Raw genomic sequence first — 25,091 nt, 5'->3', positions numbered from 1 at the left:
CGTGAAATCACCGTGGGGAGACGGCCACTGATCACACCAGCGATAGCGGGGACTGTCGCAGCGACAAGAACGAAGGTGCCCTCATGGCGAACATCACTGTTTCCTACGCCGAGATCGAGCAGTCCGCAACCCAGCTGGGCGCCGGACGCGACGAGATCACCCAGAAGCTGCAGGCGCTGCAATCGCATATCGGCAACCTCGTGGCCTCCGGTTTCGTGACCGACCAGGCCTCGGGCAAGTTCAACACGGCGTACACCGAGTACACGGCGAGCGCGAACACGGTGATCAACAAGCTCACCGAGATTCAGCACTTCCTCACCCAGACGTCTTCGGCGATGCGCGAGATGGACGCGCAGATCGCCGCGCGGATCAACTAGCGGTTTCTGCGCGGTCCTCGTGTGCGGCCGTTGACGGCTGAACGAGGGCGGCGCGACGCTCCTTCGCGCGCGTCGGGCGCGCGGAGGAGCGCGTGATCGGCGGCTTCCCGTGCTCGTTCATCGTGCCCGGACCGCCGCGTCTCACGCTCAAACGACTCGCACCGTACCTCGAGGAGGTGGCCGGGTGGCCGACCAGTTGAATATCAAGGATGACGCGCTCGAGGCCGGTGGTTCCGGGCTGGTCTCGGCTGCTCAGGTGATGGCCCAGAGCAACCGGGTGGTGCCCCCTGACGCCTGGGAGAGCCTGACCGGAATCGGCGGTGGCGTGCGCAGATTCTTGCGTGGCCTGCAGACGGGGCGTTTGGCGCTCGCGGACGCGGCGAGAACCGCCGGTGGCGAGGTGGCCGGTGTGATGCGGGAGAGCTCCGCGCTCGACGCCCTCATTGCGAACTCTCTGTACAGCGGGTTCGCGGTTCGGGGGAGTGGACGATGACGATCTACGTGCCGGGCAACGGGTCGGCGTTGCTCGAGGGCACACCGGTGTTCGGTTCCGTGGAGGAGATCAACGCGGCCGGCGAGTTCGTGCAGGACGTCGCGACCGATGCGATGCGCTACACGGTCGACGTCCGCAATGCGCAGATGGCTCTCGGATCCTCGAGCAGCGCGGGCGTGACGAAGATCAGGGCGAAGCTCGATGAGCGTCTGCTCCCGGGGGCGGCCGCGGTGTATCGCTCCGCTGGGAATGCGAAACGGGCGTTCGATTCGTACGCGTCGGAGGTGGATCGCGTCCACGCGGATGCCGGGAAGGTGGTGCGCGACGTGAACGACGCTCTGGCCACGATCCGCACTCAGGCCGCCCAGATCGAGGAGATCGCCTCCTTGATCCGGGTCCCTGCTCCCTACGCCTGGAACGTGGGCGCTCCGGGCGCCCTGCCGCAGCCGCAGCTGGGCTACCGGGCTCGGGATCTCGACGCGGATGAGCGAGCACTCGCTGTGGAACACCTGCGAGGCGTGCACGAGTGGCAGTGGACGCTCGCGGCATCGCTCTGGCGCCACGCGATCGAGGACATCGACAGCGCAAAGGCCAGGTGGGCGAATCTGATCGAGGATCGCCGCGACGCGGAAGGACGTCTCGTCAAAGCGCTGGGCGACACCACGATCGGGCAGCTCATCGGTGTGAGCGGTGACGATCTCGCTTCGCGACGCTTCACGATCGCGACGGGGATTTCAGGAGAGCTCTGGGGCGCGGGCGACGAAGCGCCGGAGATCGCGAAGTCGCACCCGCTGCTGAAGAAACTGCTCGGTTCCGAGTCGGGCGAGCACGTCTGGAATGCGCCGCCTGATCCTGCGGAGGTGGCGGCGCGATGGGAGAGGGCCTCAGCCGGTGAGCGGCAACGGCTCATCGATGAGGCGCCGTGGGTCATCGGCAACCTGCCCGGGCTGCCGTTCAGCGTGCGCGACGAGGCGAATCGCAAGATGGTGGAGTTCTATCAGCAGCACCCGCAATTGCTGACGCCCGAGCAGTTGAAGCTGATGGCCGGTATCCGGAACATCATCAAGCTCGAGGAGAGCCAGCGAGTCCCGAATCCACCGATCCAGATCGTCGCGCTGGACATGTCCGGCGAGGTGCCCAAGGCCGCGGTCTCCTACGGCAACCTGGACGCGGCGACCCACACGACGTGGCAGGTGCCGGGTATGAACAGCGACGCGCACCTCGCGCTCGAGGGTTGGGACGAGGCGAGCCGGAATCTCTACGATGCCCAGAACGACGTAGAGGGGTTCTCCGGTTCGAACGCGGTGGTGGCGTGGCTGGGCTACGACACGCCCGACCACCCGCTGTCGGGCGACTTCGGGGTGCTGGACTCGAAGTCCGCGGGTGCCGGTGCGACGAGGTTCGCCGCGGAGCTCGACGGTGCGCACGCGGCGCGGGGCGCGGGTCGAAACGGGCTGCCCGCCGTGAGCGTGCTGGCGCACTCGTACGGCACGACCGTCGCGACCATCGCGCTGACGCAGTTGGAGCACGCCGTGGACTCGCTCACCATGCTGGGGTCCGCGGGGCTCGACACCGAGCAGGTTCCCGACTACGGCGTGCTGAACGTCAAGGAGACCGCGGCCGGGCAGAAGGCGATCTACACGACGCACGCATCGGCGGATCAGTTGGCGCCGTTCGGTGCGGGAGCGTCGGGACGGGGGCAGCCGAACCCGGACGCCGTCGCTCCGTTCGGAGTGCACAGATTCAGTGCGGTGTACGCGGGCGGGCTCTCCTTCTCCTCGGAGGGAGACCCCGTCCAGAACCTGAAGCGCACGGACGGGCACTCCACGATCGGTTCGGGCGAGAACCCTGGAATGGCCGGAATGTCCGCCTCGGAGGGACACGGATATCTCGACCCGCAAACCCAGTCCTTGGCGAGTGTCGCGCAGATTACCACCGATCGGATCAGTGACGGCCTGGCGCAGTCGTTCGCCCGATCCGAGGCGGAGTGCACCGATCTCATCATGGGTCGCGGCGGAACCTTCGCGCCGATCAGGACGAGATGCGAGGACGGATGATGACGAACGAATGGAAGCCGAAACGCCCGGTCGTGGTGCTTGCCGCGCTCGCCGTGCTCGCCGCGGTGATCGCTGCGTCGGGTTGTCTGCAGGAGGTGCCGATCGTGGCGAGAGACACCGGGAACAAGACCACGAACCTGACGTTGGAGCAGCAGCGCGAGTGGGTGAGTGAGCAATTCGACACGACGGTTGCTGCGAGCGGGGTCTCCGAAGGTTGGTACTGGGGGAGCGCGACGAAGGTGCCGTGGTCTGAGCGTGCAGCAGACCGTGAACTGGTTTTGGGGTCGTGGTTTCCGCGCAAGTGCGGTCTCGGAGGACGGCTTGATGAGTCCATCAGGCACAAGAGTGGAATCACGGACGCCTCGGGCATCGCTTCTAAGGTACGCGCCTTCTGGGAGTCCGATGGCTGGACCGTGACCGACGTCTGGTCCGACCCAGATCCCGATGAACCGCATTTTCGTGCGGACCGCGAAGACGGGGCGTTCATGGGGTTTCAGGCATCTGTGGACGGGATGTCGCTCAGCGTGTACTCCGCCTGCTCCGTCAACAACACCGTCACGAACTGGCGGAGCTCCGGCGACGATGAGTCGACCGACTCCGAGTACCAACGCGAGCGTCGCGAGCGTCGCCAACACGGCGGCATCGGCTGAACCGGCAGGCGAGGAGACGGAATGAAGCTCCGGGTGACGCTCGCGCTGCCGCGCGGTGAATGGCGAGACGTCTCGCTGTCGTGCGACATCACGACCACCGTCGCCGACACGGCGCGCACGCTCATTCGCGCGGGCGTGAGCGGTGATCCGCAGCTCGAGCGGATCGCCCTCGATCGCATTGCGCCCGTCACCCTCCTCGCACGGGCACAGTCGGATTCGGCCCGGGTGCTGCTGGATCCCGCCGCGCCCGTCGGAGCGTCGGGGCTCCAGTCCGGCTGGATCGTGCAACCCGTGCTCGAGTTCGGCGACCACGGGACCGCGCAGCGCGCCGTCGACGTCGCCGGCTACGTCGAAGTGCTGTCCGGGAGGCACCGGGACGCGCTCTTCAGCCTGGTCGCAGGAGCGAACCCGATCGGACGAGATCGGGAATGCCGGATCCACCTCGGCGATGACAGCGTGTCCCGCCGTCACGCGGTCATCGACGTCGGCTCCGAGGTCGTGATCCGCGACCTCGGCTCCGCGAACGGCACCCGCGTCGACGGTGAGGCCGTGCAAGCGCATCGGATCACCCGGGTCTGCACGGCGACGCTCGGCGAGGTGTCGCTGCGCATCACGCCGGGACCGCCTCCCACGGGCCCGCCCGGCCTCTCCCATCGGGTCATGCATACGCGTGTCCCCCGCGTCGCCCCCCGCTTCCCGCAGTCGGAGCGCGAACTGCCCGCACCCCCGGCCCCGTCCGCACCCAGCCGGATACCAGTGCTCGCGATGCTGGCACCCATGCTGATGGGCGGCGCGATGTACGCCATGACGCAGTCGCCGATGAGCCTGATGATGGTCGCCTTCTCACCGCTCATGATGATCGGGTCGTGGCTCGACGGCCGAGCGAGCAGGAGACGCAGGCTGAAGCGCGAACTCAGTCGGTTCGAGGAGAGCATGAGCGCCGAACAGGCCGAACTCGCCGAGCTCCGGGAACGGGAGATCGAGGTCCGGGCCGCCGAGACGCCGACGCTCCCCGAAGTGATGGCGGCGATCTCCGAACGCGACGGCCTCCTCTGGACGCGCAGACCCGAGCACCGTTCCTTCCTGGAGGTGCGATTCGGAGACGGGACGCTCCCGAGCCGCACCGCGGTCACCCTTCCACCGCGCGGCGAGACCGAGCGCGCCCAGTGGGAGCTGCTGCGCCGGATCGAGGAGCGTTTCCGCGACGTCGCTCCGGTTCCGGTGCTCGAACGATTCGACCGCTGCGGTTCGATCGGGGTCGCCGGGGACCGGCTCTGGGCCGAAGGGATGGCGCGCTCCCTGGCGCTGCAGCTCGTCGGGCTCCACTCCCCGGCCGAGTTGACGCTCGCGTGCTTCGCCGACTCGGAACGCACCGAGGAGTGGGGCTGGCTGAAGTGGCTGCCGCACGTCGATGCCGTGACCAGTCCGCTTCCCGTCTGGCAGCTCGCGGACGACGCAGCGAGTTCGACCCGCCTGCTGATCGCGCTGGAGGGCTTGCTGGAGGCCAGACGGGCGAGTGCCGGCTCGCGGAAGACCGTGCGCTCCCACCTCGACGTGCGCACGCGGAACGACGACGAGCAGAGCGAAGCCATAGACGGTCTGCCGGTCACCCCCGCGGTGATCGTCCTCGTACTCGAGTGCCGGCTGGTCGATCAATCGCGGCTCATCGCGCTCGCAGAGGACGGACCCGACTCGGGGATCCACCTCATCTGGGTCGCGCGCGAACGCGCCCGGCTCCCCGCAGCGTGCCGCACCTTCGTCGAACTCGGGCAGGCGGAAGGAAGAGTCGGCTTCGTGCGCACGGGAACGGTCGTGCCGCTGCGGCGCATCGAGTTCATCGAGGCGCCCCGGGCGCTCGAACTCGCCCGCCGTCTCGCCCCCGTCGAAGACACGAGCGCGAAAGTGCTCGACGAGAGCGACCTGCCCAGGTCGGTGCACCTGCGGGAGCTGCACGACGCGGATCTGCTGGGCGGGGCGCCGCCGATCGTGCACGCGTGGGCGGCATCCGGCACGCTCACGGCGCAGTGGACGCCGGGCGCCGAACGCGAGCAGATCGCGCTCGCCGCGGTGGTCGGGCAGGGGTCGGAGGGGCCTGCCGCGATTGATCTGCGCACGCACGGGCCGCACGCGCTCGTCGGCGGCACCACGGGCGCCGGAAAATCCGAGTTCCTGCAGACCTGGATCATGAGCATGGCCGCGCGCGTGAGCCCGGAACGGCTCACATTCCTGCTGGTCGACTACAAGGGAGGGGCCGCCTTCGCCGAGTGCACCGAGCTGCCGCACACGGTCGGTCTGGTGACCGATCTCAGCCCGCATCTCGTGCGACGCGCACTCACCTCCCTGCGGGCCGAGCTGCGCTATCGGGAGGAACTGCTGGCGCGGCACGGGGCGAAGGATCTCATCTCCATGGAGCGGCGCTCCGATCCGGCCGCCCCGCCGGTCCTGGTCATCGTGATCGACGAGTTCGCCGCGCTCGCGAACGAGGTGCCCGAGTTCGTCGACGGGGTGATCGACGTGGCCCAACGCGGTCGCTCTCTCGGCCTCCACCTCATCATGGCGACGCAGCGCCCGGCCGGCGTCATCAAGGACTCCCTCCGTGCCAACTCGAACCTGCGCGTCGCGCTCCGCATGGCGGATGAACTCGACAGCCGCGATGTCATCGGCGTCGACGATGCTGCATACTTCGACCCCGAGACCCCGGGGCGAGGGGCCATCAAGATCGGCCCCGGCAGGGTCAGCCACTTCCAAACCGGATACCTCGGAGGTCGAGCGGCGTCCGTCGTTCCCGAGACCCGCATCGACGTTCGCTCGCTGAGGTTCACCGAGGGAGAGCCGTGGGACATCCCGCCCGAACCCGGCCCGGCCCGCTCCGAGCGCGGGGAGCCGCCGCGGGACATCGAAGAGCTCCGCGACGGAATCGTCGAGGCGGCGCGTATCGCCGGGCTCGCGAGTCCGAGGCGGCCATGGCTCGACGCGCTGCCCGAGACCCTCGACCTGCAGGCGCTGCGCGATCGAACCGACGGCCCTGGGTTTGGAGGTGCCGTGGGCGGCACCGACGGCTCGGCCGCGATCGGTCTGCGGGACGAACCCGCGGCGCAGGCGCAGCGACCCGTCTGCATCGACCTCGAGGAAGCAGGGAGCATCGCGTTTATCGGCGCCGGCGGCACCGGCAAGACGAGCGCCCTGATCACGCTCGCCGCCTCGCTCAGCATGGGGGCGCGGGGGCAACCGCTCGCCATGTACGCCATCGACGCGGCCGGCGGCGCGCTCGATGCGCTCGCCCCGCTGCCGACCGTGGGAGCGCTCGCTCCGCTCTCCGATATCGAGCTCGTGGGACGCATCCTGCAGCGCATGCTCGACCTGATCGCCGAGCGCGGGCCCCGCTATGCCGCCGCGCGCGCGGGAGGGCTCGCCGCCTATCGGCGCACGTCGGGAGGAGAGCGCGAGCCGAGAGCGGTGCTCCTGATCGACGGCTTCGGCGCATTCCGGCAGGCCACCGAGGGCCTCGGCGGCCCGAGCTCACCATTCCAAATGCTGGGCGAGATCATGATGACGGGGCGGGCCGTCGGAGTGCACGTCGTGCTGACTGCGGACCGACCGGCCGCGATCCCCGCAGCAATGTCGGCGAGCCTGCAGCAGCACTACGTGTTCAGGCTCGCCGGCCCGCACGACTACAGTCACCTGGGCGTCGCAGGGGAGGTTCTCGACGAGGCGCCGCCCGGACGGGCGCTCCTGGCGGGTGAGCCCGACGAGATCCAGATCGCTCTACTCGGAGGAGCGCAGAATCTTGCGGGGCAGGCGCGAGAGCTCGAGCAGCTCGCGATCACTCTGCGGCACGGCGGTGTCCAGCAGGCGGCCGAGGTGCGCAATGCGCCCGATCGGGTGCCGTTGAGCGAGCTTGCGACCGACAGCGGAGGGCGGCCCGTCTACGGCATCGACACGCGCACCTTCGTGCCGGTCGGCATGAGGATGAGCGGGTTGGGCGTGGTCTCGGGGCCCGCCGGATCAGGCCAGTCCACCGCGGTGCGCAGCTGTGTCGAGGCCCTCAGCCGCTGGGCCGCCGGCCGAGGAGAGGAGGTCGAGACGGTGCTGCTCACGCTGACCGGGAACGGGCTCAGATCCGCGGGCCGCTGGGATCGCGTCGCCCACGGAGCTGCCGAGGTGCAGGACCTCGCGCGGCAGCTGGTCGTCGCCCTCGGCGGCGCTCCGGTCGCTCCGGCGAGCGGGCTGCCGGGAGGGGCGGTCGGCTGCCCGCTGGGGAGCCGCATCGGAGGGCCGATCGGCAGGCCGATCGCGGATCCCGCGGGTGACGCGCTCGCCGGAGCCGCCGAGACACCCGAACCGCTGGTCTTTCCCCGTGCGGGCGCACGCGGGGTGATCGTCGTCGAGCGCCCGGCTGAAGCCGAGGGCACGGAGGCGCTGCCCGTGCTCGTCGCGCTGGCCAAGGCCGCACGCCGCGCCGAGGCGCTCGTGCTGTTCGAGTTCGAACAGGGCACCGCCGGCGGGATCTGGGAGCTGTTCACCGCGCTCAAGCAGCCTCGCTGGGGGATCGCGCTGCAACCCGACGACGCCGAGAGTCAGACCCTGTTCCGCGAGTCGTTCGGCCGGGTGAAGCGCGCGGACTTCCCTCCCGGGCGCGGTTTCGCGGTCGAGGACGGCCGCGTCCTGCCGGTGCAGGTCGCCCTCCCGGATCGGGTGCCGGGGAGTGGGGTATTCTGAATGATCTGCTGCGTGGCGATTGCGCCCGCGGCGACAGCTGAATAGACATTTCAATAGCCACTGAGGAGGCCGTCGTGAAAATCGATCTTGCCATGCTGCGAGGACTCGAGCGCGAGAGGGAGATCCCCTTCGACGAACTCGCCGAGATCATCGAGCAGGCCATTCGATCGGCCTATCTGCGCCACGCCGAGAATCAGGGTCTCTCCGTTCCCCGCGAGGATCAGGTGCGTGTGGCGCTCGACCGCAAGACCGGCGACATCTCGGTGCTCGTGCCCGAGGTCGATGAGGCGGGCGCGGTCATCGGAGAGGCGTATGTGACCACCGACGAGTTCGGTCGCGTGGCGTCCAGCGCCGCCAAGCAGGTCATCAGCCAGCGCATGCGGGATCTCACCGACGATGCCGTGCTCGGCGTCTTCAAGGACAAGGAGGGGCAGATCCTCTCCGGTGTGGTGCAGCAGGGCCCCAACCCCCGCATGGTGCACATCGATCTCGGCGAGCTCGAGGCGATCCTGCCGCCTGAGGAGCAGGTGCCGGGCGAGCAGTACCCGCACGGCACGCGCATGCGGGTGTATGTGACCAGCGTCTCCAAGGGCACGAAGGGGCCGCAGGTCGTGGTGTCGCGCACGCACCCGGGTCTGGTGCGCAAACTGTTCGAGCGGGAGGTTCCTGAGCTCGCGGATGGTCTCGTCGAGATCGTGTCGCTGGCACGCGAGGCCGGGCACCGTACCAAGGTGGCTGTGCGGGCAAAGCAGAGCGGGATCAACGCCAAGGGGACTTGCATCGGCGAGATGGGCAGCCGAGTGCGCGCCGTGATGAGCGAGCTCGGAGAAGAGAAGATCGACATCGTCGACTATTCGCCCGAACTGCCGACGTTCGTGGCCAACGCGCTGTCGCCGGCCAAGGTGACCGATGTCTTCATGCTCAATGAGTCGCTGAAGCAGGTGCGCGCGCTGGTGCCCGACTTCCAGCTGTCGCTCGCCATCGGTAAGGAGGGACAGAACGCCCGTCTCGCCGCGAAGCTGACGGGCGCGAAGATCGACATTCAGCCCGATTCGATCATGAACGACTGAATCGATCGGGCTGGATGTCGATCTGAGCGCGTTTCGCGGAGCGGCGAAGCCCGACGCGGAACGTCCGGATCGCAGTATTCAGCCCGATTCGATCATGAACGACTGAATCGATCGGGCTGGATGTCGATCTGAGCGCGTTTCGCGGAGCGGCGAAGCCCGACGCGGAACGTCCGGATCGCAGCATTCAGCCCGCGTGGATCGCTCGCAAGGAAACGCGACAGCGTTTCTGTGCGATCCGCGGTGACGCCACCGCGTCCTATCATGGACGGCTGACCCCAAACCGTCTTGCTGCGCGAGCGATAGCGAGTCGCAGTATCCAGGAGAGTGGATCCTGCGACTCGCAAGCTCACGCAGGTTGACGGGGCGGTTGCGGTCGCGTGCGCCGAGCTGCGCCGAGATGCGGGCGTCCCCCAGGGAGCCGGATCGCCGCCGGCGAACACCCTGGGAGGATCGAGAAGTGGGAAGCTGGTAAGATGGATTCGGTTCGGACCTGTGTCGCGTGTCGCAAGCGTGCCTCGCGCACAGAACTCTTGCGGGTAGTGGTGCACGAAGGGCGACTCGTCGCCGATGATCGTGCGGTGCTCCCCGGGCGAGGAGCCTGGGTGCATCCCACGGCTCGCTGTCTGGATCGAGCAGTGTCGCGCGGATCGTTTCCGCGTGCGCTGCGAGTGTCGGGGAAGCCCGACGCTGGCCCTATAGAGAACAGGCTGAAAACACTTATGGACAACTAATGAGCGGCTCACGATGAGACCCGTCCGTTAATCATGGTTCTCGCCTGTCTGGCGTGAACCCAGACAGGAGAAAAGTGGCAAACCCACGCGTACACGAGATCGCAGCTGAGATCGGTGTCGATAGCAAGGTCGTCCTGGCCAAGCTGAAGGAGATGGGCGAGTTCGTCAAGGCGAGCTCGTCCGCGGTCGCGCCCCCGGTGGCGCGCAAGGTCAAGGCCGCCCTCGAGGCGGATGGAGTGGCCAAGCCCAAGGGAGATGACGCCGCCGCGGCGTCGAAGCCCGCGGCCAAGAAGCCCGCCGGCCCCAAGCCCGGCCCGAAGCCGGCCGCGCCGCAGGCCGAGAAGCCTGCGCCCGCGACCGAGACGGTCGAGCCCGCGGCGCCTGCGGAGGCGAAGCCCGCCGCGTCCGACGCGGCTGCGAAGCCCGCCGCCGCGAAGCCGGGATCGAAGCCCGGTGCGCCGAAGCCCGGCGCTCCCAAGCCCGCCGGCCCGCGTCCCGGCAACAACCCGTTCGCATCGAGCCAGGGCATGGGCATTCCGCGTCCGCCTCGTCCGGGCAACAACCCGTTCGCGCCGAGCCAGGGCATGGGCCGTCCCGGCGGTCGCCCCAATCCGGGCAACATTCCGCGGCCGGCTCCGCGCCCGCAGGGTGCGGGAGCGGGCGGAGGTCGTCCGGGAGGCCCCGGTCGTCCGGGCGGCGGCGGTCGTCCCGGCGGCGGCGGGTTCAACCGTCCCGGCGGCGGCGGTGGTGCTCCGGGCGCCGGCGGGTTCGCGGGGCCGCGCCCCGGGGGCGGTTTCGCCGGACGCGGTCGTGGCGGTCGTGGTGCGGGCACCGCGGGTGCCTTCGGTCGCGGCGGCTCCAAGAGCAAGGCGCGCAAGTCGAAGCGGGCGAAGCGGCAAGAGTTCGAGATGCGGCAGGCGCCGTCGATCGGCGGTGTGCAGGTCCCGCGCGGTGACGGTGCGACCCCGATCCGTCTGCGCCGCGGGGCGTCGCTGTCGGACTTCGCCGACAAGATCGATACGAGCGCATCGAACCTCGTGACGATCCTCTTCCACCTCGGTGAGATGGCGACCGCCACGGAGTCTCTCGACGAGGCGACCTTCGAGATCCTCGGCGACGAGCTGGGCTACAAGATCCAGATCGTCTCTCCCGAGGACGAGGATCGCGAGCTGCTCGAGGGCTTCGACATCGACATCGAGGGCGAGCTCGAGGAAGAGGGCGACGACGTTCTCCAGCAGCGGCCCCCGGTGGTCACGGTTATGGGTCACGTCGACCACGGCAAGACCCGACTGCTCGACGCGATCCGCAAGGCGGACGTGGGCGGCGGCGAGGCCGGCGGCATCACGCAGCACATCGGTGCCTACCAGGTGCACACCATGCACGACGGCGTCGATCGCGCCCTCACCTTCATCGACACCCCGGGCCACGAGGCGTTCACCGCCATGCGCGCCCGTGGCGCCCAGGTGACCGACATCGCGATCCTCGTGGTGGCGGCGGACGACGGCATCATGCCCCAGACGATCGAGGCGCTGAACCACGCGCAGTCGGCCGACGTGCCCGTCGTGGTCGCGGTCAACAAGATCGACAAGGAGGGCGCGAACCCGGACAAGGTGCGCCAGCAGCTCACCGAGTTCGGCCTGGTGTCCGAGGAGTGGGGCGGCGACGCGATGTTCGTCGACGTCTCGGCGAAGAACGATGTCGGCATCACCGAGCTGCTCGACGCCGTGTTGCTGACGGCCGACGCCGGTCTCGACCTGCGCGCCAACCCCGACAAGGACGCGCGAGGCGTGGCCATCGAGGCGAAGCTCGACAAGGGTCGCGGTTCGGTGGCGACGGTGCTCATCCAGTCGGGCACGCTGCGCGTCGGCGACGCGATCGTGGCGGGTACGGCCTACGGTCGTGTGCGCGCGATGAGCGACGAGAACGGCGACCCGGTGCTCGAGGCGCTGCCCTCTCGGCCGGTGCAGGTGCAGGGGCTGTCGAGCGTGCCGCGCGCGGGCGACAACTTCATCGTCACCTCCGAGGACCGCACGGCTCGTCAGATCGCCGAGAAGCGCGAGGCCGCCGAGCGCAATGCTCAGCTCGCGAAGGCGCGCAAGCGCATCAGCCTCGAGGACTTCACGAAGGCGCTGGAGGACGGCAAGGTCGAGTCGCTCAACCTCATCATCAAGGGCGACGTGTCGGGTGCCGTCGAGGCGCTCGAGGAGTCGCTGATGAAGATCGAGGTCGACGAGTCGGTGCAGCTGCGCATTCTGCACCGCGGCGTCGGTGCGATCACCGAGTCGGACGTGGATCTCGCCACGATCGACAACGCGATCGTCATCGGCTTCAACGTGCGTCCCGATGTCAAGGCTCGCGAGCGCGCTGCGCGCGAGGGCATCGACATCCGCTTCTACAACGTCATCTACAACGCGCTCGACGACATCGAGAACTCGCTCAAGGGCCTGCTCAAGCCCGAGTACGAGGAGGTGCAGTCGGGTGTGGCGGAGATCCGCGAGGTGTTCCGCTCGTCGAAGTTCGGCAACATCGCCGGTGTCATCGTGCGCAGCGGCACCATCACGCGCAACGCGAAGGCGCGCGTGATCCGCGAGGGCGTCGTGATCGCCGATGGCCTGGCCATCGAGTCGCTGCGTCGCTTCAAGGACGACGTCACCGAGGTCAAGACCGACTTCGAAGCCGGTATCGGCCTGGGCAAGTACAACGACATCCAGGTGGGCGACGAGATCGAGACCACCGAGATGGTGGAGAAGCCGCGGGCGTAGCCTCCGAGGCATCAGCCGGATCGGGATCGGGGCCGGCGCAGTTCAGTCGAACTGCGCCGGCCCCTGCTCGTGCGCCGGCCCCGTCGAGGGCGCAAGTGCCGCACGACAATGAGCCGATCTCCCCCGCTCGACCCTTCGCGCGTCAGTTGTTGTCACCAAGTTCGAGGAATGGCAGCATCTCCTGGCGCGCGAAGAAGGGGAGCCGGCGCACGGGGAAGGGGAGCCGGCGCGCGAGGAAGGGGAGCCGGCGCGCGAGGAAGCGGACGGGCGCGCAGGGCGCCGGCGCGCCAGGAAGAGGAACCGGCGCGCGAGCGAGAGGGGCGAAAGGGAAGGGCGGACAGGCGCCGCGGGCTCAGCCGAGCTGTTGCACACGCACCGTGTTGCCCGCGGGATCGCGGAACGCGAAGTCGCGGGTGCCCCAGTCCTGATCCATCGGCTCCTGGAGCACATCGACCCCCGCCGCCTCGACCCGCTCGAACAGCTGTTGCAGCTCATCGGTGGCGAACACTACGGAGGCGTAGGCGCCCTTCGCGACGAGGGTGCGCACCACACTGCGTTCTTCGTCGGTGAGACCGGGATCGACTGCGGGCGGCGTCAGCACGATCGACGTGTCGGGCTGATTCGCGGGGCCGACCGTGATCCAGCGCATGTCTTCGTAACCCACGTCGCCCCGCACTTCGAAGCCGAGCACGTCGCGGTAGAACGCGAGCGAGGCCTCGGGGTCGGTGTGGGGCAGGAACGTGACGTGAATGTTGATCTTCATGGCTGTCACGCTACTCCGAGGTGGGGCGGAGAACTTCTCGATTCCTGATCGGTCTGGTCACCCGCATGGTGATGATCCCGGGCAGACCGGAGAGCGGCGGTGGGCCCTCGCGCCGATATCGGCCCGGGGACATGCCCACAAGCTCAGTGAAGCGGGTGGTGAAGGTGCCGAGCGAGCCATAGCCCACCGCAGAGCAGACCTCGGTGACGCTGAGGTCGCCGCGCCGCAACAGGGTCATCGCGCGCTCGATGCGACGGGTCATGAGGTAGCTGTAGGGCGACTCGCCGTAGGCTGCCGTGAACTCGCGGCTGAGATGCCCGGCCGAGAACCCGATCCAGCGGGCCAGCGATTCGACATCGAGCGGCTCCGCGTACGCGCGGTCGATGCGATCCCGCACCCGGCGCAGCAGCACCAGCGTGCGCAACCGCTGCTCCTCCTCGCTCCGACCGCCCACCGGCACATCATCTCACGCCGCCGCGCGCGGCCCGCGGGCGGAGCACCGCCCTCCCGGGCGCCCGTCCGACTCCGCGCATCCGCTCCCACGCGCGTCAGTTGTTGCGGCCTCCCGGCGCGCGAGGCCGCAACAACTGACGCGCGTGCACCCGGAGCGGGCGGTTGAGCGTGCGGGCAGTTGGACGTGCGGGCGGTTGACCGTGCGCGCGTGCACCCGGTGCGGGCGGGTGGAGGCGCCCGCGGACGGACGCGCGGCGGATGGCCGGGCGCGAGCCGGGAGGTGAGCCCCCAAGGGCACAGGCGGCGGTAGGCTGGATGCATGAGCAATCCGAGGGCCGGCAAGGTCGCAGAGCGCATCCAGCAGATCATCGCGCGCAGGCTGGAGAAGGGGCTGCGGGATCCGCGCCTCGGCTTCGTGACCATCACGGATGTGCGCGTCACCGGCGATCTGCAGCACGCGAGCGTGTTCTACACGGTGTACGGCGACGAACAGGCTCAGACGGACTCGGCAGCGGCCCTGCGCGCCGCGACGGGGATGCTGCGCAGCGAGGTCGGCAAGCAGCTGGGCACGCGCCTCACGCCGACGCTCGAGTTCATCCACGACGAACTGCCGGAGAGCGCGCAGCACCTCAACGAGCTGCTGGCGGAGGCGAAGCGCCGCGACGAGGAGTCGGCGGCGCTCGCGGCGCACGCCCAGTACGCGGGCGAGGAGGATCCGTACGTCAAGCCTCGCGAGATCGGGGACGGCGAGATGGACGTCGACGGCCTCGCGGAGCAGGATCTGCTCGACGACGAGGATCGCGACTAGGGAGCCGCGGCCGCGCCTCCCCGCTCCCTCGGCCGGCGGCGCGATACGCGTGACACCTCGCGCACCTGCAGGCATCCGATGGTGCGGCAGGTCCGCGAGGCGTCACGCGGGAATCGGTGAATACGCCACCGGTCCGCGCGTGGACGACGAGCCGGTGCCCGGACCCGGAGCGCGATCACCCGGCGGCGGAGAGCACTCCGCTGACCAGGACCGCGACGATCGTGGTCCAGCCGGTGATGGCGATGGCCTGCCAGACGAGGATCCGAGCCTTGTCCACTCCGATCGCGGCGAGCATCGTCGCGGTGAACTGCGTGGGGAGCAGGAGCGGGCCGAGCAGGCTCACGCCGGGCACGCCGTAGCGTGCGAACGCGCGCTGGAACTTCGCGTGCCGGGCTGCGGCCCGGTGGTTCTCGGCGATCGGTGCATCCGGAGCGGTGGACGCATCCGGAGCGGTGGTTGCGAATGCAGCGGCGGGTGCAGGCGCGGCCGCGCTCGCTGCGCCGGCTGCGCCGGCCGCGCCCGCTGCGCCGGCGAGCGAGGGGTCCGGGGCCGGCGTCGCAGCGGCGCTCCCTGCCCGGGAGGCCGTTGACCCCCTGCGACGGGACCTCGCGACGACCGCCCGACGCGCGCCGGAGCCGAGCAGCACGAGCAGGGCAACGCAGATGAAGTTGCCCAGGATCGCCGCCATCACGGCGACGACGGGGTGCATCCCGCCCATGATCCCGATGGTCGCGGAGCCCTCGCCCTCGATCATCGGGACGGCGCCCGCCAGAGCCACGATCAGCGGCTGGAGAAGCTCGGGGACGTGGGATACCAGGTCCTGGAAGGCGTCGATGAGGTTCATGAGGGTCTCCTGTCTATCGGAATCGATGAGCTCGGGCTGCCGCGAACCGTCGTGGTGCCGTCGTCCGGTGTGTGATTCCAGTCCATCGCGTCGGGCGCACGCTCGGAAGTGTCGACGTGTCACCGATCGCGGGAAGTTCTGCACGCGTCGGGGGTGACATGTGTCATGGGCCTAGGGTGAGTGCATGACCCAGCAGACCCAGCCGACCGCGCAGGCCGCGCAGGCCGCGCAGGCGGCGCCCCCGTCCGCAGCGGAGCTCGCGGCACCCGCCCGATTCTCTGGGAGGATCTCCGCGACCTGGTGGTACACCGTGTCGGGAGTGCTGTTCATGGAGGCGATGCTCGTGTTCCTATGGGTCGCGGCGTCGCTCGGGCGCGGCCCGTGGCCGGCCGCCGTCATCGCCGGAGCCGGAATCGTGTGGTGGGCGTCGACGGTGCCGCTGATCTGGCGGTATCGCGACGCGGGCGCCTCACCCGGTGCGTCCTGGTGGGCCGTGCGCGTGCCGCTGCTGGTCGCCACCGCCTGCGGCGTCGTGGTGGGTCTGCTCTCGGGGCTCTGGCTGCCGGTCGCGCTCCCGCTGGTGCAGTCGTCGCTGCTGCTGCGGTGGCAGCCGGGGCTGCGCGTGCGGGTGACCGCGGCGGCGTGCGCGCTGCTCGGCGTGCTGTGGCTGGTCGACGCACGGGCGCTCGGGGCGATCGTGCCGGATGCCCAGGGCGCGTGGCTGCTGGGATTCTTCTCCCTCTTCATCCCCGTCGCGACGGTGCTGTCGCTGTGGTGGTGGGACGTGCTCGTCGCGCTCGACCGCGCCCGAGTCTCCGAGGCGAATCTGGGTGCGACGCGAGAGCGGCTGCGGGTGGCGACCGACGTGCACGACCTCCAGGGCCACCACCTCCAGGTGATCGCGCTGCAGCTCGAGCTCGCGGAGCGGCTGCTGGAGAAGCAGGATCGCGCCGCGGCACTGGAGCAGCTGCGCGCGGCGCGTCGCAGCGTCGACGAGGCCCGGCAGGGGACTCGGGATCTGGCGCTGCGCTTCCGTTCCGTGCCGCTGCGCGATGAGATCGCGAACGCGGCGGATCTGCTGCGGGCGGCCGGTACCGAGGTGGAAACCGCTGTGGATCCGGATGCGGACGCCGCGCCCGCGGAGGTGCTCGGGCCGGTGATCCGCGAGACCACGACGAACGCGCTGCGGCACGGCGGCGGGCGCTGGGCCCGCTTGGCGCTCATTCGCACGGGACCATCGTGGCGCTATGAGATCGCGAATCACGCCGCGGGCGACGAGCCCTCCACTGATGGGTCGGGGCTCGACGGGATCGCCCGCCGGGTTGGCGAGGTCGGCGGCTCGGTTGAGGTGCGGCGCGGCAGGCACGACTTCACCGTCGTCGTCAGCGTGCCGTCCGGTGACGTGTCCGGTGGCGCGTCCGGCGCTGCGCCAGGTGGGCGCGGGGTCGCGCCGACCGACGGGGGGCACCGGTGATCCGGGTGCTCCTGGCCGATGACGAGGCGATGATCCGTTCGGCCCTCGCCGCGCTGCTCGGCCTGGAAGACGACATCGAGATCGTCGCGGAGTGCGTCGACGGGGAGCAGGCCGTGGACGAGGCGCTCAGGGTGCGGCCCGACGTCTGCCTGCTCGACCTCGAGATGCCCGGCCTCGACGGCGTCGAGGCCGCCGCGCGCATCGGCGTGTCGGTGGGGACGCGCTGCGTCGTCGTGACGCGCCACGCGCGCCCCGGTGTGCTGCGTCGAGCCCTGGCGGCCGGAGTGGCGGGCTTCCTCCCCAAGTCGCGGAGCGCTGACGAGGTCGCTGCTGTGATCCGCCGCGTGGCCGCGGGCGGCCGCTACGTCGATCCCGAGGTCGCCGCGGACGCCCTGAGCGACGCCCGCTGCCCGTTGACCGATCGCGAGCTCGACGTGCTGCGCGCGGGACGTCGCGGGGAGACGACGGCGCAGATCGCGCGTTCGCTGTCGCTCGCCCCCGGAACGGTGCGCAATCACGTCAGCGCCGTGCTCGGCAAGCTCGGGCTGGAGAGCCGTCAGCAGGCCGTGCTGATGGCCGAGGAACGAGGGTGGATCGAGCCCGCCTACGGCAGCCGCGCGCTCCCCTCGCGCTCCACCAGGAGCCCGTCGGCGACGAGCGAGTCGTAGGCTCGGCGGGGCTGCTCCGGATCGCCCACCCCGCCGTCGGCCGCCGCCTCGAGGGCGCGCTCGACCGCGACCGCGCCCTCCGAGCGGCGCAGCAGCGCCATGATCCGTCCCCGCGCCTGGCGGTCGCTGCCCGCGAACCTCGCCTGCCGGGGGCGCTTCGCGGGGGCGTTGTCCGGGTAACCGGCGCCGCGCCACTCGCACCAGCGGGCGATGGGGCACTCGCCGCAGCGCGGCGCGCGGGCCGTGCACACCACCGCGCCGAGTTCCATGGCGGCGGCGTTGACGGCGGCGGCCCCCGCCCGGTCCTCCGGGAGCAGCGCCGCCATGTCGTCCAGGTCGGCGGCCGCGGGCATCCCCGCCGCAGCGCGCCCGTGCACGGCGCGTGCGAGCACGCGCCTGGTGTTCGTGTCGACGACCGGGTGGCGCTCGCCGAAGGCGAAGACCGCGACGGCGCGGGCCGTGTAGGGGCCGATGCCGGTCAGCGCCAGCAACTCGTCGATATCGGCGGGCACCCGATCGCCGTGCCGATCGGCGATCTCGACCGCTGCGCGGTGCAGCCAGAGGGCCCGGCGCGGGTAGCCGAGGCGATCCCAGACGCGCACCGCCTCACCCGGCTCGTCGATCGCGAGGGCGGAGGGCGTCGGCCAGCGCTCGACCCAGGCCGCCCAGCGCGGGAGCACGCGGTCCACCTGGGTCTGCTGCAGCATGAACTCGGAGACGAGCACCGCCCACGGGGTGGTCTCGGGATCGCGCCAGGGCAGATCCCGGGCCGCACGCGCGTACCACTCGATGAGCGCCCGTGTCATCGCCGCGTTCTCCACCCGTCCAGTCTAGGCAGCGGGAGCGGTCGGCCCCGGGTACCGTCGCGGCGCTAGGCTGGTGGGGTGACGAACGAGGCTCCGAACGCGCTGCCCGAACAGGGTGCGATCCTGCTGATCGACAAGGACGAGGGGTGGACGAGCCACGACGTCGTCGCGAAGGCGCGCCGCGCGCTCGGCACGCGCAAGGTGGGGCACGCCGGCACGCTCGATCCGATGGCGACGGGTCTGCTCGTGCTGGGGGCCGGGCCGGCGACCCGGTTGCTCACGCACCTCGTCGGCCTCGACAAGACCTACACGGCGACGATCCGGCTCGGCATCGCGACCGTCACGGATGATCGCGAGAGCGAGGCGGTGAGCGCCGCCGACCCGTCGGACATCATCGCGCTCGCCGCCGACCCGGCGCGCGTCGCGGCCGCCGTGGCGGAGCTCACGGGCGAGATCGAGCAGGCTCCCAGTGCGGTCAGCGCCATCAAGGTCGACGGCCGCCGCGCCTACGACCGTGTGCGGGCGGGCGAGCAGGTCGAGCTCGCGAAGCGGCCGGTGACGGTCCACGCCTTCGATCTCGGCGAACCGCGCACGGCGTCGGCGCACGGGGTGCCGGTCATCGACGTCGAGGCGACCGTGCGGTGCTCCTCGGGCACCTACATCCGCGCTCTCGCGCGGGATCTCGGCGCCGCGCTGGGCGTGGGCGGCCACCTCACGGCGCTGCGTCGCACCGAGGTGGGCCCGTTCGGGGTCGCGGGCGCCGCGAGCACGGAGCGCCTGGTGGCCGGCGGGGCGCTTCCGCTGCTCGATCCCGCGACGGTGGCGGGGAGGCTCTTCCCCGAGCTGCGACTCACGGCGCAGCAGACGGTGGATCTCGGCCACGGCAAGCGCCTCGAGCTGGATCCCGAGACGCACCCGGATGCGAGGCTCGCGGCCGCGATCGCGCCCGACGGCAGGCTGATCGGGCTGATCGAGGTGAAGCGCGGCCGCACCCGAGTCGTCACGAACTTCCCGACGCCCGATGCGCGGGCCGGAGACCCGGGTGCGCAAGGCGGAACAGACGGGAGCGCGCAATGATCCTCGGCTACGCCATCGCCCTGATCTCGATCGCCGTCGTCGCGGCGGTCGTGTGCCTGGTTGCGGCGCTGCGCAAACGGAGCCCCGACGACATCACCATGGGCGCGACGCTGCTCGTGGCGCTGCTGCTGATCGCGCAGGTGGTCATCTCGATCGCGGCGCCGTTCGCCGGCAACCGCGCGGCGGGCGATCCGCTCGAGTTCTGGATGTATCTCATCGTGGCGCTGCTGCTGCCGCTCGCAGCGGGGTTCTGGGCACTGATCGATCGGACGCGGTGGGCGAACATGGTGCTCGCGGTGGTGCATTTCTCGGTCGCGGTGATGACGTACCGCATGCTCGTGATCTGGGGCTGACCGCGTCGACCCGGTCCGCCGCGACCCCGAATCGGGAACAATCGCGACACGCCAGCGTGTCTTCGAACCTCAAGCGCCTCTTGAGGGTTTAAGATTTCCAGCTTGACTTGAACGAATCACAACGGTGTAATTGTGTGAGTATCGTCGCGCAGCCCGCGCGACCCCGGACCAGTGGAAGGAGCGAACGTTGAACGATTCGCCGCAGACCCCGGTTCCGGGCAACTGGTTCGTCGACCCGGTGTTCCTCGGTGTTCCCGGCGTTCGCTCGGACGACGAGGCGCTCGCCTGGCACACCGATGCGCTGTGCGCGCAGACCGACCCCGAGGCGTTCTTCCCGGAGAAGGGCGGATCGACGCGCGAGGCGAAGCGGATCTGCGAGAGCTGCGAGGTGCGCTCGGAGTGCCTCGAGTACGCGCTCGAGAACGATGAGCGCTTCGGTATCTGGGGCGGCCTCTCCGAGCGGGAACGCCGCAAGCTGCGCAAAGAGGCGATGTAGCGCCTCCTCTACGCCAGGCCCGCTGGTCGAGCGAGCCGGAGGCGAGTCGAAGCCACGGGCGGTGTGCGGTATGCGGGTTTCGACTCCGCTCCTGCGTCGCTGCGCTCAACCGGCTGAGGATCCGCTCCTGCGTCGCTGCGGGCGGGGAAGGCGATGCGCAGCGCATTCTCGCCGTGCCGGGAGGTCTTCAGGCCCCGCGACTCCCGCAGGCCTAGACTGAGCGCCATATGCGCACGAGAGTAACCGCCATCCTGGTCGCCCAGCAGGGCGGGGAATGGCTCGACCAGACCATCGCCGGGATCGCGGCGCAGACCGTCGCACCCGCGGCGATCATCGCGGTCAACAACGGCGGCTCCGAGGGCCTGGGCGAGCAGCTCCTGGTCAGCGGGGCGGAGCGGGTGGTCGGACTGCCCGCGCGCCTGTCGTACGGCCAGGCGGTGGCCCGCGGGATCTCGGCCGCGGTGTCGGCCGAAGCAGCCGCGAGCGGCGGGGGAGACGCAGAAGAAGCGGCAGACGCGACCGAGGAGTGGTTCTGGCTGCTCAGCGAGGACTCGTGCCCCGAGCCCGACGCGCTCGCACACATCGTCAGCAGTGTGCAACGCGCGCCCTCGGTGGTCGTCGCCGGGCCGAAGCTGGTCGACTGGGATCACCCGGAGCGCATCATCGAGCTGGGGCAGAGCCTCACCCGGTACGGCTCCCGCTGGACCCTCCGGCGGCAGGAGCTGGATCAGCAGCAGTACGACCATCTGCAGGACGTGCTGGGCGTCGGCCCGGTGGGCATGCTGGTGCGCCGCGACATCTGGCAGCGCCTGGGCGGTTTCGATCCAGCGCTGCCCGTGTACGACGACGGGCTCGACTTCTGCGTGCGCGCCCGCCTCGCCGGGTACCGGGTCGAGGTGTCGCCGGCGTCCCGGGTGCGCTTCGCCCAGAGCGGCGTCGCGGGGCCGCGCATCGACCGTCGGCGCTCGGTGCTGCGTGCGGCGCACCGCCAGGCCCGCACCGCGCACCTGCACCGGCGCATCGCCTACGCGCCTCCCGTCGTGGCGTTCTTCGAGTGGCTCGGCCTGCCGGTGTACGCGGTGCTCAGGGTGCTGTGGGCGCTGATCCGCGAGCAACCGGGCTACATGATCGGCGAGTTCGTCTCTGCCTACGCCGTGTTCTTCCGGCCGCACGCGATCATCGCGTCCCGGCGCCGGATCCGCGAGCAGTCCGCCCTCGGGTGGGCCGCGATCCGCAAGCTGCGCGTGGACCCCAAGAGCGTGCGCACGGCCCGGATGATCGACCGGGAGGCGATCCTCGCATCGACCGGCAGGCAACGGCGAGAACTCCACTTCATCTCATCGGGGGGCCTCGCCGTGCTCGTCGCCGCCATGGTCGCGGCGATCGCGCTCACCTGGTGGGCCCTGCCGCACACCAGCCTGTTCGGCGGCGGCCTGGCGCCCCTCAACGCCATCGACCAGCTGTGGTGGAACACGCGCCCGCTCGACGGAGTGCCGGCCGACCCCTTCACGTGGGTGCTCGCCCTGCTCGGCACACTCACCTTCTGGAATCCCTCGCACGCACTCGTGCTGCTCATGGTGTCGGCGATCCCGCTCACCGCACTCGGCGGCTGGATCTGGGCAGCGCAGCTGACCGAGTCGAAGGCCGCCCGCGCGCTGCTCGGCCTCGGGTTCGCGCTGAGCCCGGTGCTGCTCGGCTCGCTGCAGAGCGGGCACCTCACCACGCTGGTGCTGACGGTCGTGCTGCCGTGGCTGCTCCTCGCGGCCGCGCGCTGCCGGGAGTCGTGGAGCTGGGCCGGCACGGCATCGCTGCTCGCGGCGGTGGCGCTCGCGGCCGCTCCGATCCTCATCCCCGCAGCGCTCGTGATGCTGGTCGTGGGTCTCTTCACGACGGTGCGCGGAGCGGCGCGCGTGCTCACGACGGCGTTGGTGCCGCTCGTGCTCTTCGCGCCGAAGATCGTGACCGGTCTGGTCGCGGGCCGGCCGCTCGATCTGCTGCTCGATCCCGGGGTCGTCGCCCCCTTCGACTCCGCAACGACCGGGCATCTGCTGCTCGGCTTCCCGGAGTTCGGCCTGGAGGGCTGGGCCGGCGTTCTGGGCGCCATCGGTCTGGACGGGCCGCCGACGACGCTGCTGGTCGGCACGCTGCTGCTGCCCCTCGCGCTGCTCGCCCTGCTGGGCATCTTCACCGGGCGCGTCGCCGTCACGCTGTTCAACGCGCTGCTCGGCGGTCTCGGCATGGTCACGGCAATCGCCGCGGGCCAGCTGCACCTCACCGTGCGGGGCGATGAGAGCGTGGCGCTGTGGACGGGATCGGGCCTCGCCGTGTACTGGCTCGCGGTGCTCTCCCTCGCCGCGGTCGGCGCAGATGCGCTCCGGCGCGCGGCGGCACCCGTCGTCGGCGTCGCGCTCGTCGGCGCACTCGTCGCCGTCGTGCCGGTCGGTGCGCAGCTGCTGCTGAACCAGGTGCCGTTCCAGCCGAGCAGCGCCCAGATGCCGGCCCTCGTGCAAGCGGCCGGCGAGACGGATCCCGGCGTGCGCACCCTCGTGCTCACCCCGGAGGCGTCGCACAGCGTGCGAGCCGAACTCGTGACGGGCGCGGGTGTGCGGCTCGACTCCATTCGCACGGCGCTCGCGGTGCCCGAGCAGACGACGCGGGACGTGCGGATCGCAGAGCTGGTGGGCGGTCTCGCGAGCGTCGGCGGCGAGGACATGCGCGGCGAGCTGCGCCGAGAGGGCATCGGCTTCGTGCTCTTGGAAGAGGGCGGCAGCGCCGAGGAGCGCGCCGAGCTGCAGCGGGTGTTCGACCAGCACTCGGCGCTCGTGAGCGCCGGGCAGACCGAGCAGGGCCTGCTCTGGCGGGTCGTGGATCCGGAGAGCGGGAGCGAGGTGCAGGGCGACGCCGAGACCAGGCTGGGCGGCACCTCGCTGAGCGGGCACACGATCTGGACGATCCAGCTCATCGTGGTGCTCGGAGTGGTGCTGCTCGCGCTTCCGACCGGCGAGGTGACCTGGCGGCCCGAGAAGCGCAGACGGCCGAAGCGCGGGGAGGCGAAGCGATGAGCGATCGGTCTCGGATCCTGCGGGGCGGCGCGCGCGCCGCGACCGGCCTGGTGGTCGTCGCCACCTGCGCCGTCGCGCTGGCGCTGCTCGGCACCACGACGCTGCCCGAGGTGGTGCGCGCGCCGCTGGCCATCACGGTGGACACCACGCAGAACGCATCCCGCAGCCTCGTGTGCGCGGGCTCGTTCGCCGAGCTCGGCGCCGACACGAGCCGGCCGGGCGTCGCGATCCCGAGCGGGGCCCCGTCGGTGACCGTCGCGGGATCCGCCGAGAGCACCGGCGAACTGACCCGTGAAGAGGGCGGCGCGGGCCTGCCGGGGGTGTTCTCGGCGCCGCTCGCAGAGCCGCTCGCCGCCGCTCAGGTGCAGCGCGTCGATACCGAGAACCTCCGGGGAGTCGTCGCGGGGGCCTGCGCCGATCCGCTGAACGAGCAGTGGCTCCTCGGAGGTGCGACCACGACGGGCATCTCGACGACGCTCTCCCTCGGCAACCCCGGATCGGTGCCCGCGACGGTGCGGATCACGGTCTTCGACGAGAACGGTGCGGTCGAGTCCGTGCAGTCGACCGGTGTGCTCGTGGCGCCCGGGGCGCAGCAGATCGTCTCGCTCAACGGCTACGCGCCGGACCGCGAGCGCCTCGCGGTGCGGATCGAGAGCACCGGTGCCCCGATCACGGCGAGCCTCGGGGTGGGGCAGGTCGACGGCATCTCGCCCTTCGCGGCTTCGGCGGTGACCCGCCAGAGCGCCCCCGGGCTGCGCCTCGTGCTGCCGGGGATCGCGAACGAGAGCGACCACGAGCACGGTCCGAGCGACTCCGGCGAGGGCGACGAATTTCCGGTGGTGGTGCGCGCCCTCGCGCCCGACGGGGCGAGCGGCACGGCCCGGCTCCGCGCTGTCGACGGCGAGGGCGGCAGCACGGAGCTGGGGGCGATCGAACTCGCGGGCGCTGCCGTGGGGGAGCTCAGGGTGGCCGAGTGGCCCGAGGGGGCCAACGCGCTGATCGTCGAGTCCGATGTACCGGTGCTCGCCTCGGCGCTCGGATCGTCGACCGAGAGCGATCAGCACGACTACGAGTGGTTCGTGCCGGCGCCCGAGCTCGCAACGGACGAACCCGTGGCCGTACCGCTGGTCGCGGGCGCGCGCCTCGTGCTGGTGAACCCCGGCGTCGGCGACGCGCGGGTGGAGATCGCTCGCGCGGACGGCGAGGGGCGAGCCACCACGGAGACGATTCCGGCCGGCGCCGCGGTCGTGGTGCGCGCGCCGGGCGAGGCGGTGATCACGAGCACGGCGCCGGTGCACGCGGGCGCGAGAGTGCTCGGCGAGGGGTCGATCGCGGGCTACCCGGTGCTCGCGCCCGATCCGCGCGACGGCGAGCTCACCGTCCACACGCGGTAGCCCGGTAGCGCGGTAGCCCGAGGACCGGCGGCGC

20 protein-coding genes are annotated in these 25,091 nt (G+C 70.7%); 16 read left to right on the top strand and 4 right to left on the bottom strand.

What is annotated here, in order from left to right; translation table 11 throughout:
• Positions 1 to 83: 83 nt before the first annotated feature.
• From EVS81_RS06655 to infB, 8 genes are all read left to right on the top strand, one after another.
• A complete protein-coding gene (locus EVS81_RS06655; RefSeq protein ID WP_130109688.1) occupies positions 84 to 377 on the top strand; it encodes a WXG100 family type VII secretion target in 294 nt (97 codons plus the stop codon).
• 184 nt (positions 378 to 561) lie between these two features.
• Positions 562 to 870, top strand: coding sequence for a hypothetical protein (locus tag EVS81_RS06650; RefSeq protein WP_130109687.1), 309 nt, complete (start codon positions 562 to 564; stop codon positions 868 to 870).
• Positions 867 to 2,927 (top strand): alpha/beta hydrolase, encoded by a 2,061-nt coding sequence (locus EVS81_RS06645; RefSeq protein WP_130109686.1) that lies wholly within the window; start codon positions 867 to 869, stop codon positions 2,925 to 2,927. Before EVS81_RS06650 ends, EVS81_RS06645 begins: the two co-directional genes overlap by 4 nt.
• On the top strand, positions 2,927 to 3,577 hold the full coding sequence (locus tag EVS81_RS06640; protein WP_130109685.1) for a hypothetical protein: 651 nt from the start codon (positions 2,927 to 2,929) through the stop codon (positions 3,575 to 3,577). Before EVS81_RS06645 ends, EVS81_RS06640 begins: the two co-directional genes overlap by 1 nt.
• A gap of 21 nt (positions 3,578 to 3,598) precedes the next feature.
• Complete coding sequence (locus tag EVS81_RS06635) at positions 3,599 to 8,296, top strand: FtsK/SpoIIIE domain-containing protein (RefSeq protein WP_130109684.1); 4,698 nt, start codon at positions 3,599 to 3,601, stop codon at positions 8,294 to 8,296.
• 74 nt (positions 8,297 to 8,370) lie between these two features.
• Positions 8,371 to 9,366, top strand: coding sequence for a transcription termination factor NusA (gene nusA / locus EVS81_RS06630; RefSeq protein ID WP_130109683.1), 996 nt, complete (start codon positions 8,371 to 8,373; stop codon positions 9,364 to 9,366).
• 473 nt (positions 9,367 to 9,839) lie between these two features.
• Entirely contained in the window at positions 9,840 to 10,097 is a 258-nt protein-coding gene (locus EVS81_RS06625) for a YlxR family protein (protein WP_130109682.1), read from the top strand.
• Positions 10,098 to 10,171: 74 nt separating this feature from the next.
• Complete coding sequence (gene infB, locus EVS81_RS06620) at positions 10,172 to 12,859, top strand: translation initiation factor IF-2 (protein WP_130109681.1); 2,688 nt, start codon at positions 10,172 to 10,174, stop codon at positions 12,857 to 12,859.
• Positions 12,860 to 13,211: 352 nt separating this feature from the next.
• Here the strand turns inward: infB and EVS81_RS06615 are convergent, their stop codons facing one another.
• Together EVS81_RS06615 and EVS81_RS06610 are read right to left on the bottom strand one after the other, a co-directional pair.
• Positions 13,212 to 13,622, bottom strand: a complete 411-nt coding sequence (locus EVS81_RS06615) for a VOC family protein (RefSeq protein ID WP_130109680.1) — start codon at positions 13,620 to 13,622, stop codon at positions 13,212 to 13,214.
• A 10-nt stretch (positions 13,623 to 13,632) separates the two neighbouring features.
• Positions 13,633 to 14,082, bottom strand: coding sequence for a helix-turn-helix transcriptional regulator (locus EVS81_RS06610; RefSeq protein ID WP_420813261.1), 450 nt, complete (start codon positions 14,080 to 14,082; stop codon positions 13,633 to 13,635).
• A gap of 312 nt (positions 14,083 to 14,394) precedes the next feature.
• On the opposite strand from EVS81_RS06610, the gene rbfA reads away from it, so the two are divergent.
• Positions 14,395 to 14,883, top strand: coding sequence for a 30S ribosome-binding factor RbfA (gene rbfA / locus EVS81_RS06605; protein ID WP_130109678.1), 489 nt, complete (start codon positions 14,395 to 14,397; stop codon positions 14,881 to 14,883).
• A 175-nt stretch (positions 14,884 to 15,058) separates the two neighbouring features.
• On the opposite strand, the gene EVS81_RS06600 is transcribed toward rbfA, so the two are convergent.
• Positions 15,059 to 15,727: a small multidrug efflux protein gene (locus tag EVS81_RS06600; protein ID WP_130109677.1), complete on the bottom strand. Its 669-nt coding sequence runs from the start codon at positions 15,725 to 15,727 to the stop codon at positions 15,059 to 15,061.
• 184 nt (positions 15,728 to 15,911) lie between these two features.
• Between EVS81_RS06600 and EVS81_RS06595 the strand changes: the two genes are divergently transcribed.
• Both EVS81_RS06595 and EVS81_RS06590 read left to right on the top strand, forming a co-directional pair.
• The gene (locus tag EVS81_RS06595; protein ID WP_240740013.1) at positions 15,912 to 17,201 is read left to right on the top strand and encodes a sensor histidine kinase; all 1,290 of its coding nucleotides are present in this window, start codon (positions 15,912 to 15,914) and stop codon (positions 17,199 to 17,201) included.
• Complete coding sequence (locus EVS81_RS06590) at positions 17,198 to 17,869, top strand: response regulator transcription factor (protein ID WP_130109676.1); 672 nt, start codon at positions 17,198 to 17,200, stop codon at positions 17,867 to 17,869. The genes EVS81_RS06595 and EVS81_RS06590 overlap by 4 nt, the downstream gene beginning before the upstream one ends.
• Here the strand turns inward: EVS81_RS06590 and EVS81_RS06585 are convergent.
• Positions 17,806 to 18,675 (bottom strand): HhH-GPD family protein, encoded by an 870-nt coding sequence (locus EVS81_RS06585; RefSeq protein ID WP_130111326.1) that lies wholly within the window; start codon positions 18,673 to 18,675, stop codon positions 17,806 to 17,808. The two genes, EVS81_RS06590 and EVS81_RS06585, sit on opposite strands and share 64 nt — an antisense overlap.
• A 78-nt stretch (positions 18,676 to 18,753) precedes the next feature.
• Between EVS81_RS06585 and truB the strand changes: the two genes are divergently transcribed.
• The 5 genes from truB (at position 18,754) to EVS81_RS06560 (ending at position 25,057) form a co-directional block, all read left to right on the top strand.
• Positions 18,754 to 19,752, top strand: coding sequence for a tRNA pseudouridine(55) synthase TruB (gene truB / locus EVS81_RS06580; RefSeq protein ID WP_130109675.1), 999 nt, complete (start codon positions 18,754 to 18,756; stop codon positions 19,750 to 19,752).
• The gene (locus EVS81_RS06575; RefSeq protein ID WP_130109674.1) at positions 19,749 to 20,105 is read left to right on the top strand and encodes a hypothetical protein; all 357 of its coding nucleotides are present in this window, start codon (positions 19,749 to 19,751) and stop codon (positions 20,103 to 20,105) included. Before truB ends, EVS81_RS06575 begins: the two co-directional genes overlap by 4 nt.
• A gap of 187 nt (positions 20,106 to 20,292) precedes the next feature.
• Positions 20,293 to 20,601: a WhiB family transcriptional regulator gene (locus EVS81_RS06570; protein ID WP_130109673.1), complete on the top strand. Its 309-nt coding sequence runs from the start codon at positions 20,293 to 20,295 to the stop codon at positions 20,599 to 20,601.
• 227 nt (positions 20,602 to 20,828) lie between these two features.
• Complete coding sequence (locus tag EVS81_RS06565) at positions 20,829 to 23,663, top strand: glycosyltransferase family 2 protein (protein ID WP_130109672.1); 2,835 nt, start codon at positions 20,829 to 20,831, stop codon at positions 23,661 to 23,663.
• Positions 23,660 to 25,057, top strand: coding sequence for a DUF5719 family protein (locus tag EVS81_RS06560; protein WP_130109671.1), 1,398 nt, complete (start codon positions 23,660 to 23,662; stop codon positions 25,055 to 25,057). The genes EVS81_RS06565 and EVS81_RS06560 overlap by 4 nt, the downstream gene beginning before the upstream one ends.
• The last annotated feature ends 34 nt before the right edge of the window (positions 25,058 to 25,091 follow it).

It is taken from the genome of Leucobacter triazinivorans, from assembly GCF_004208635.1.
Lineage (GTDB): Bacteria > Actinomycetota > Actinomycetes > Actinomycetales > Microbacteriaceae > Leucobacter > Leucobacter triazinivorans.
Note: the sequence above shows the minus strand (reverse complement) of the source record. Positions and strands in the feature narration are given on the sequence as shown.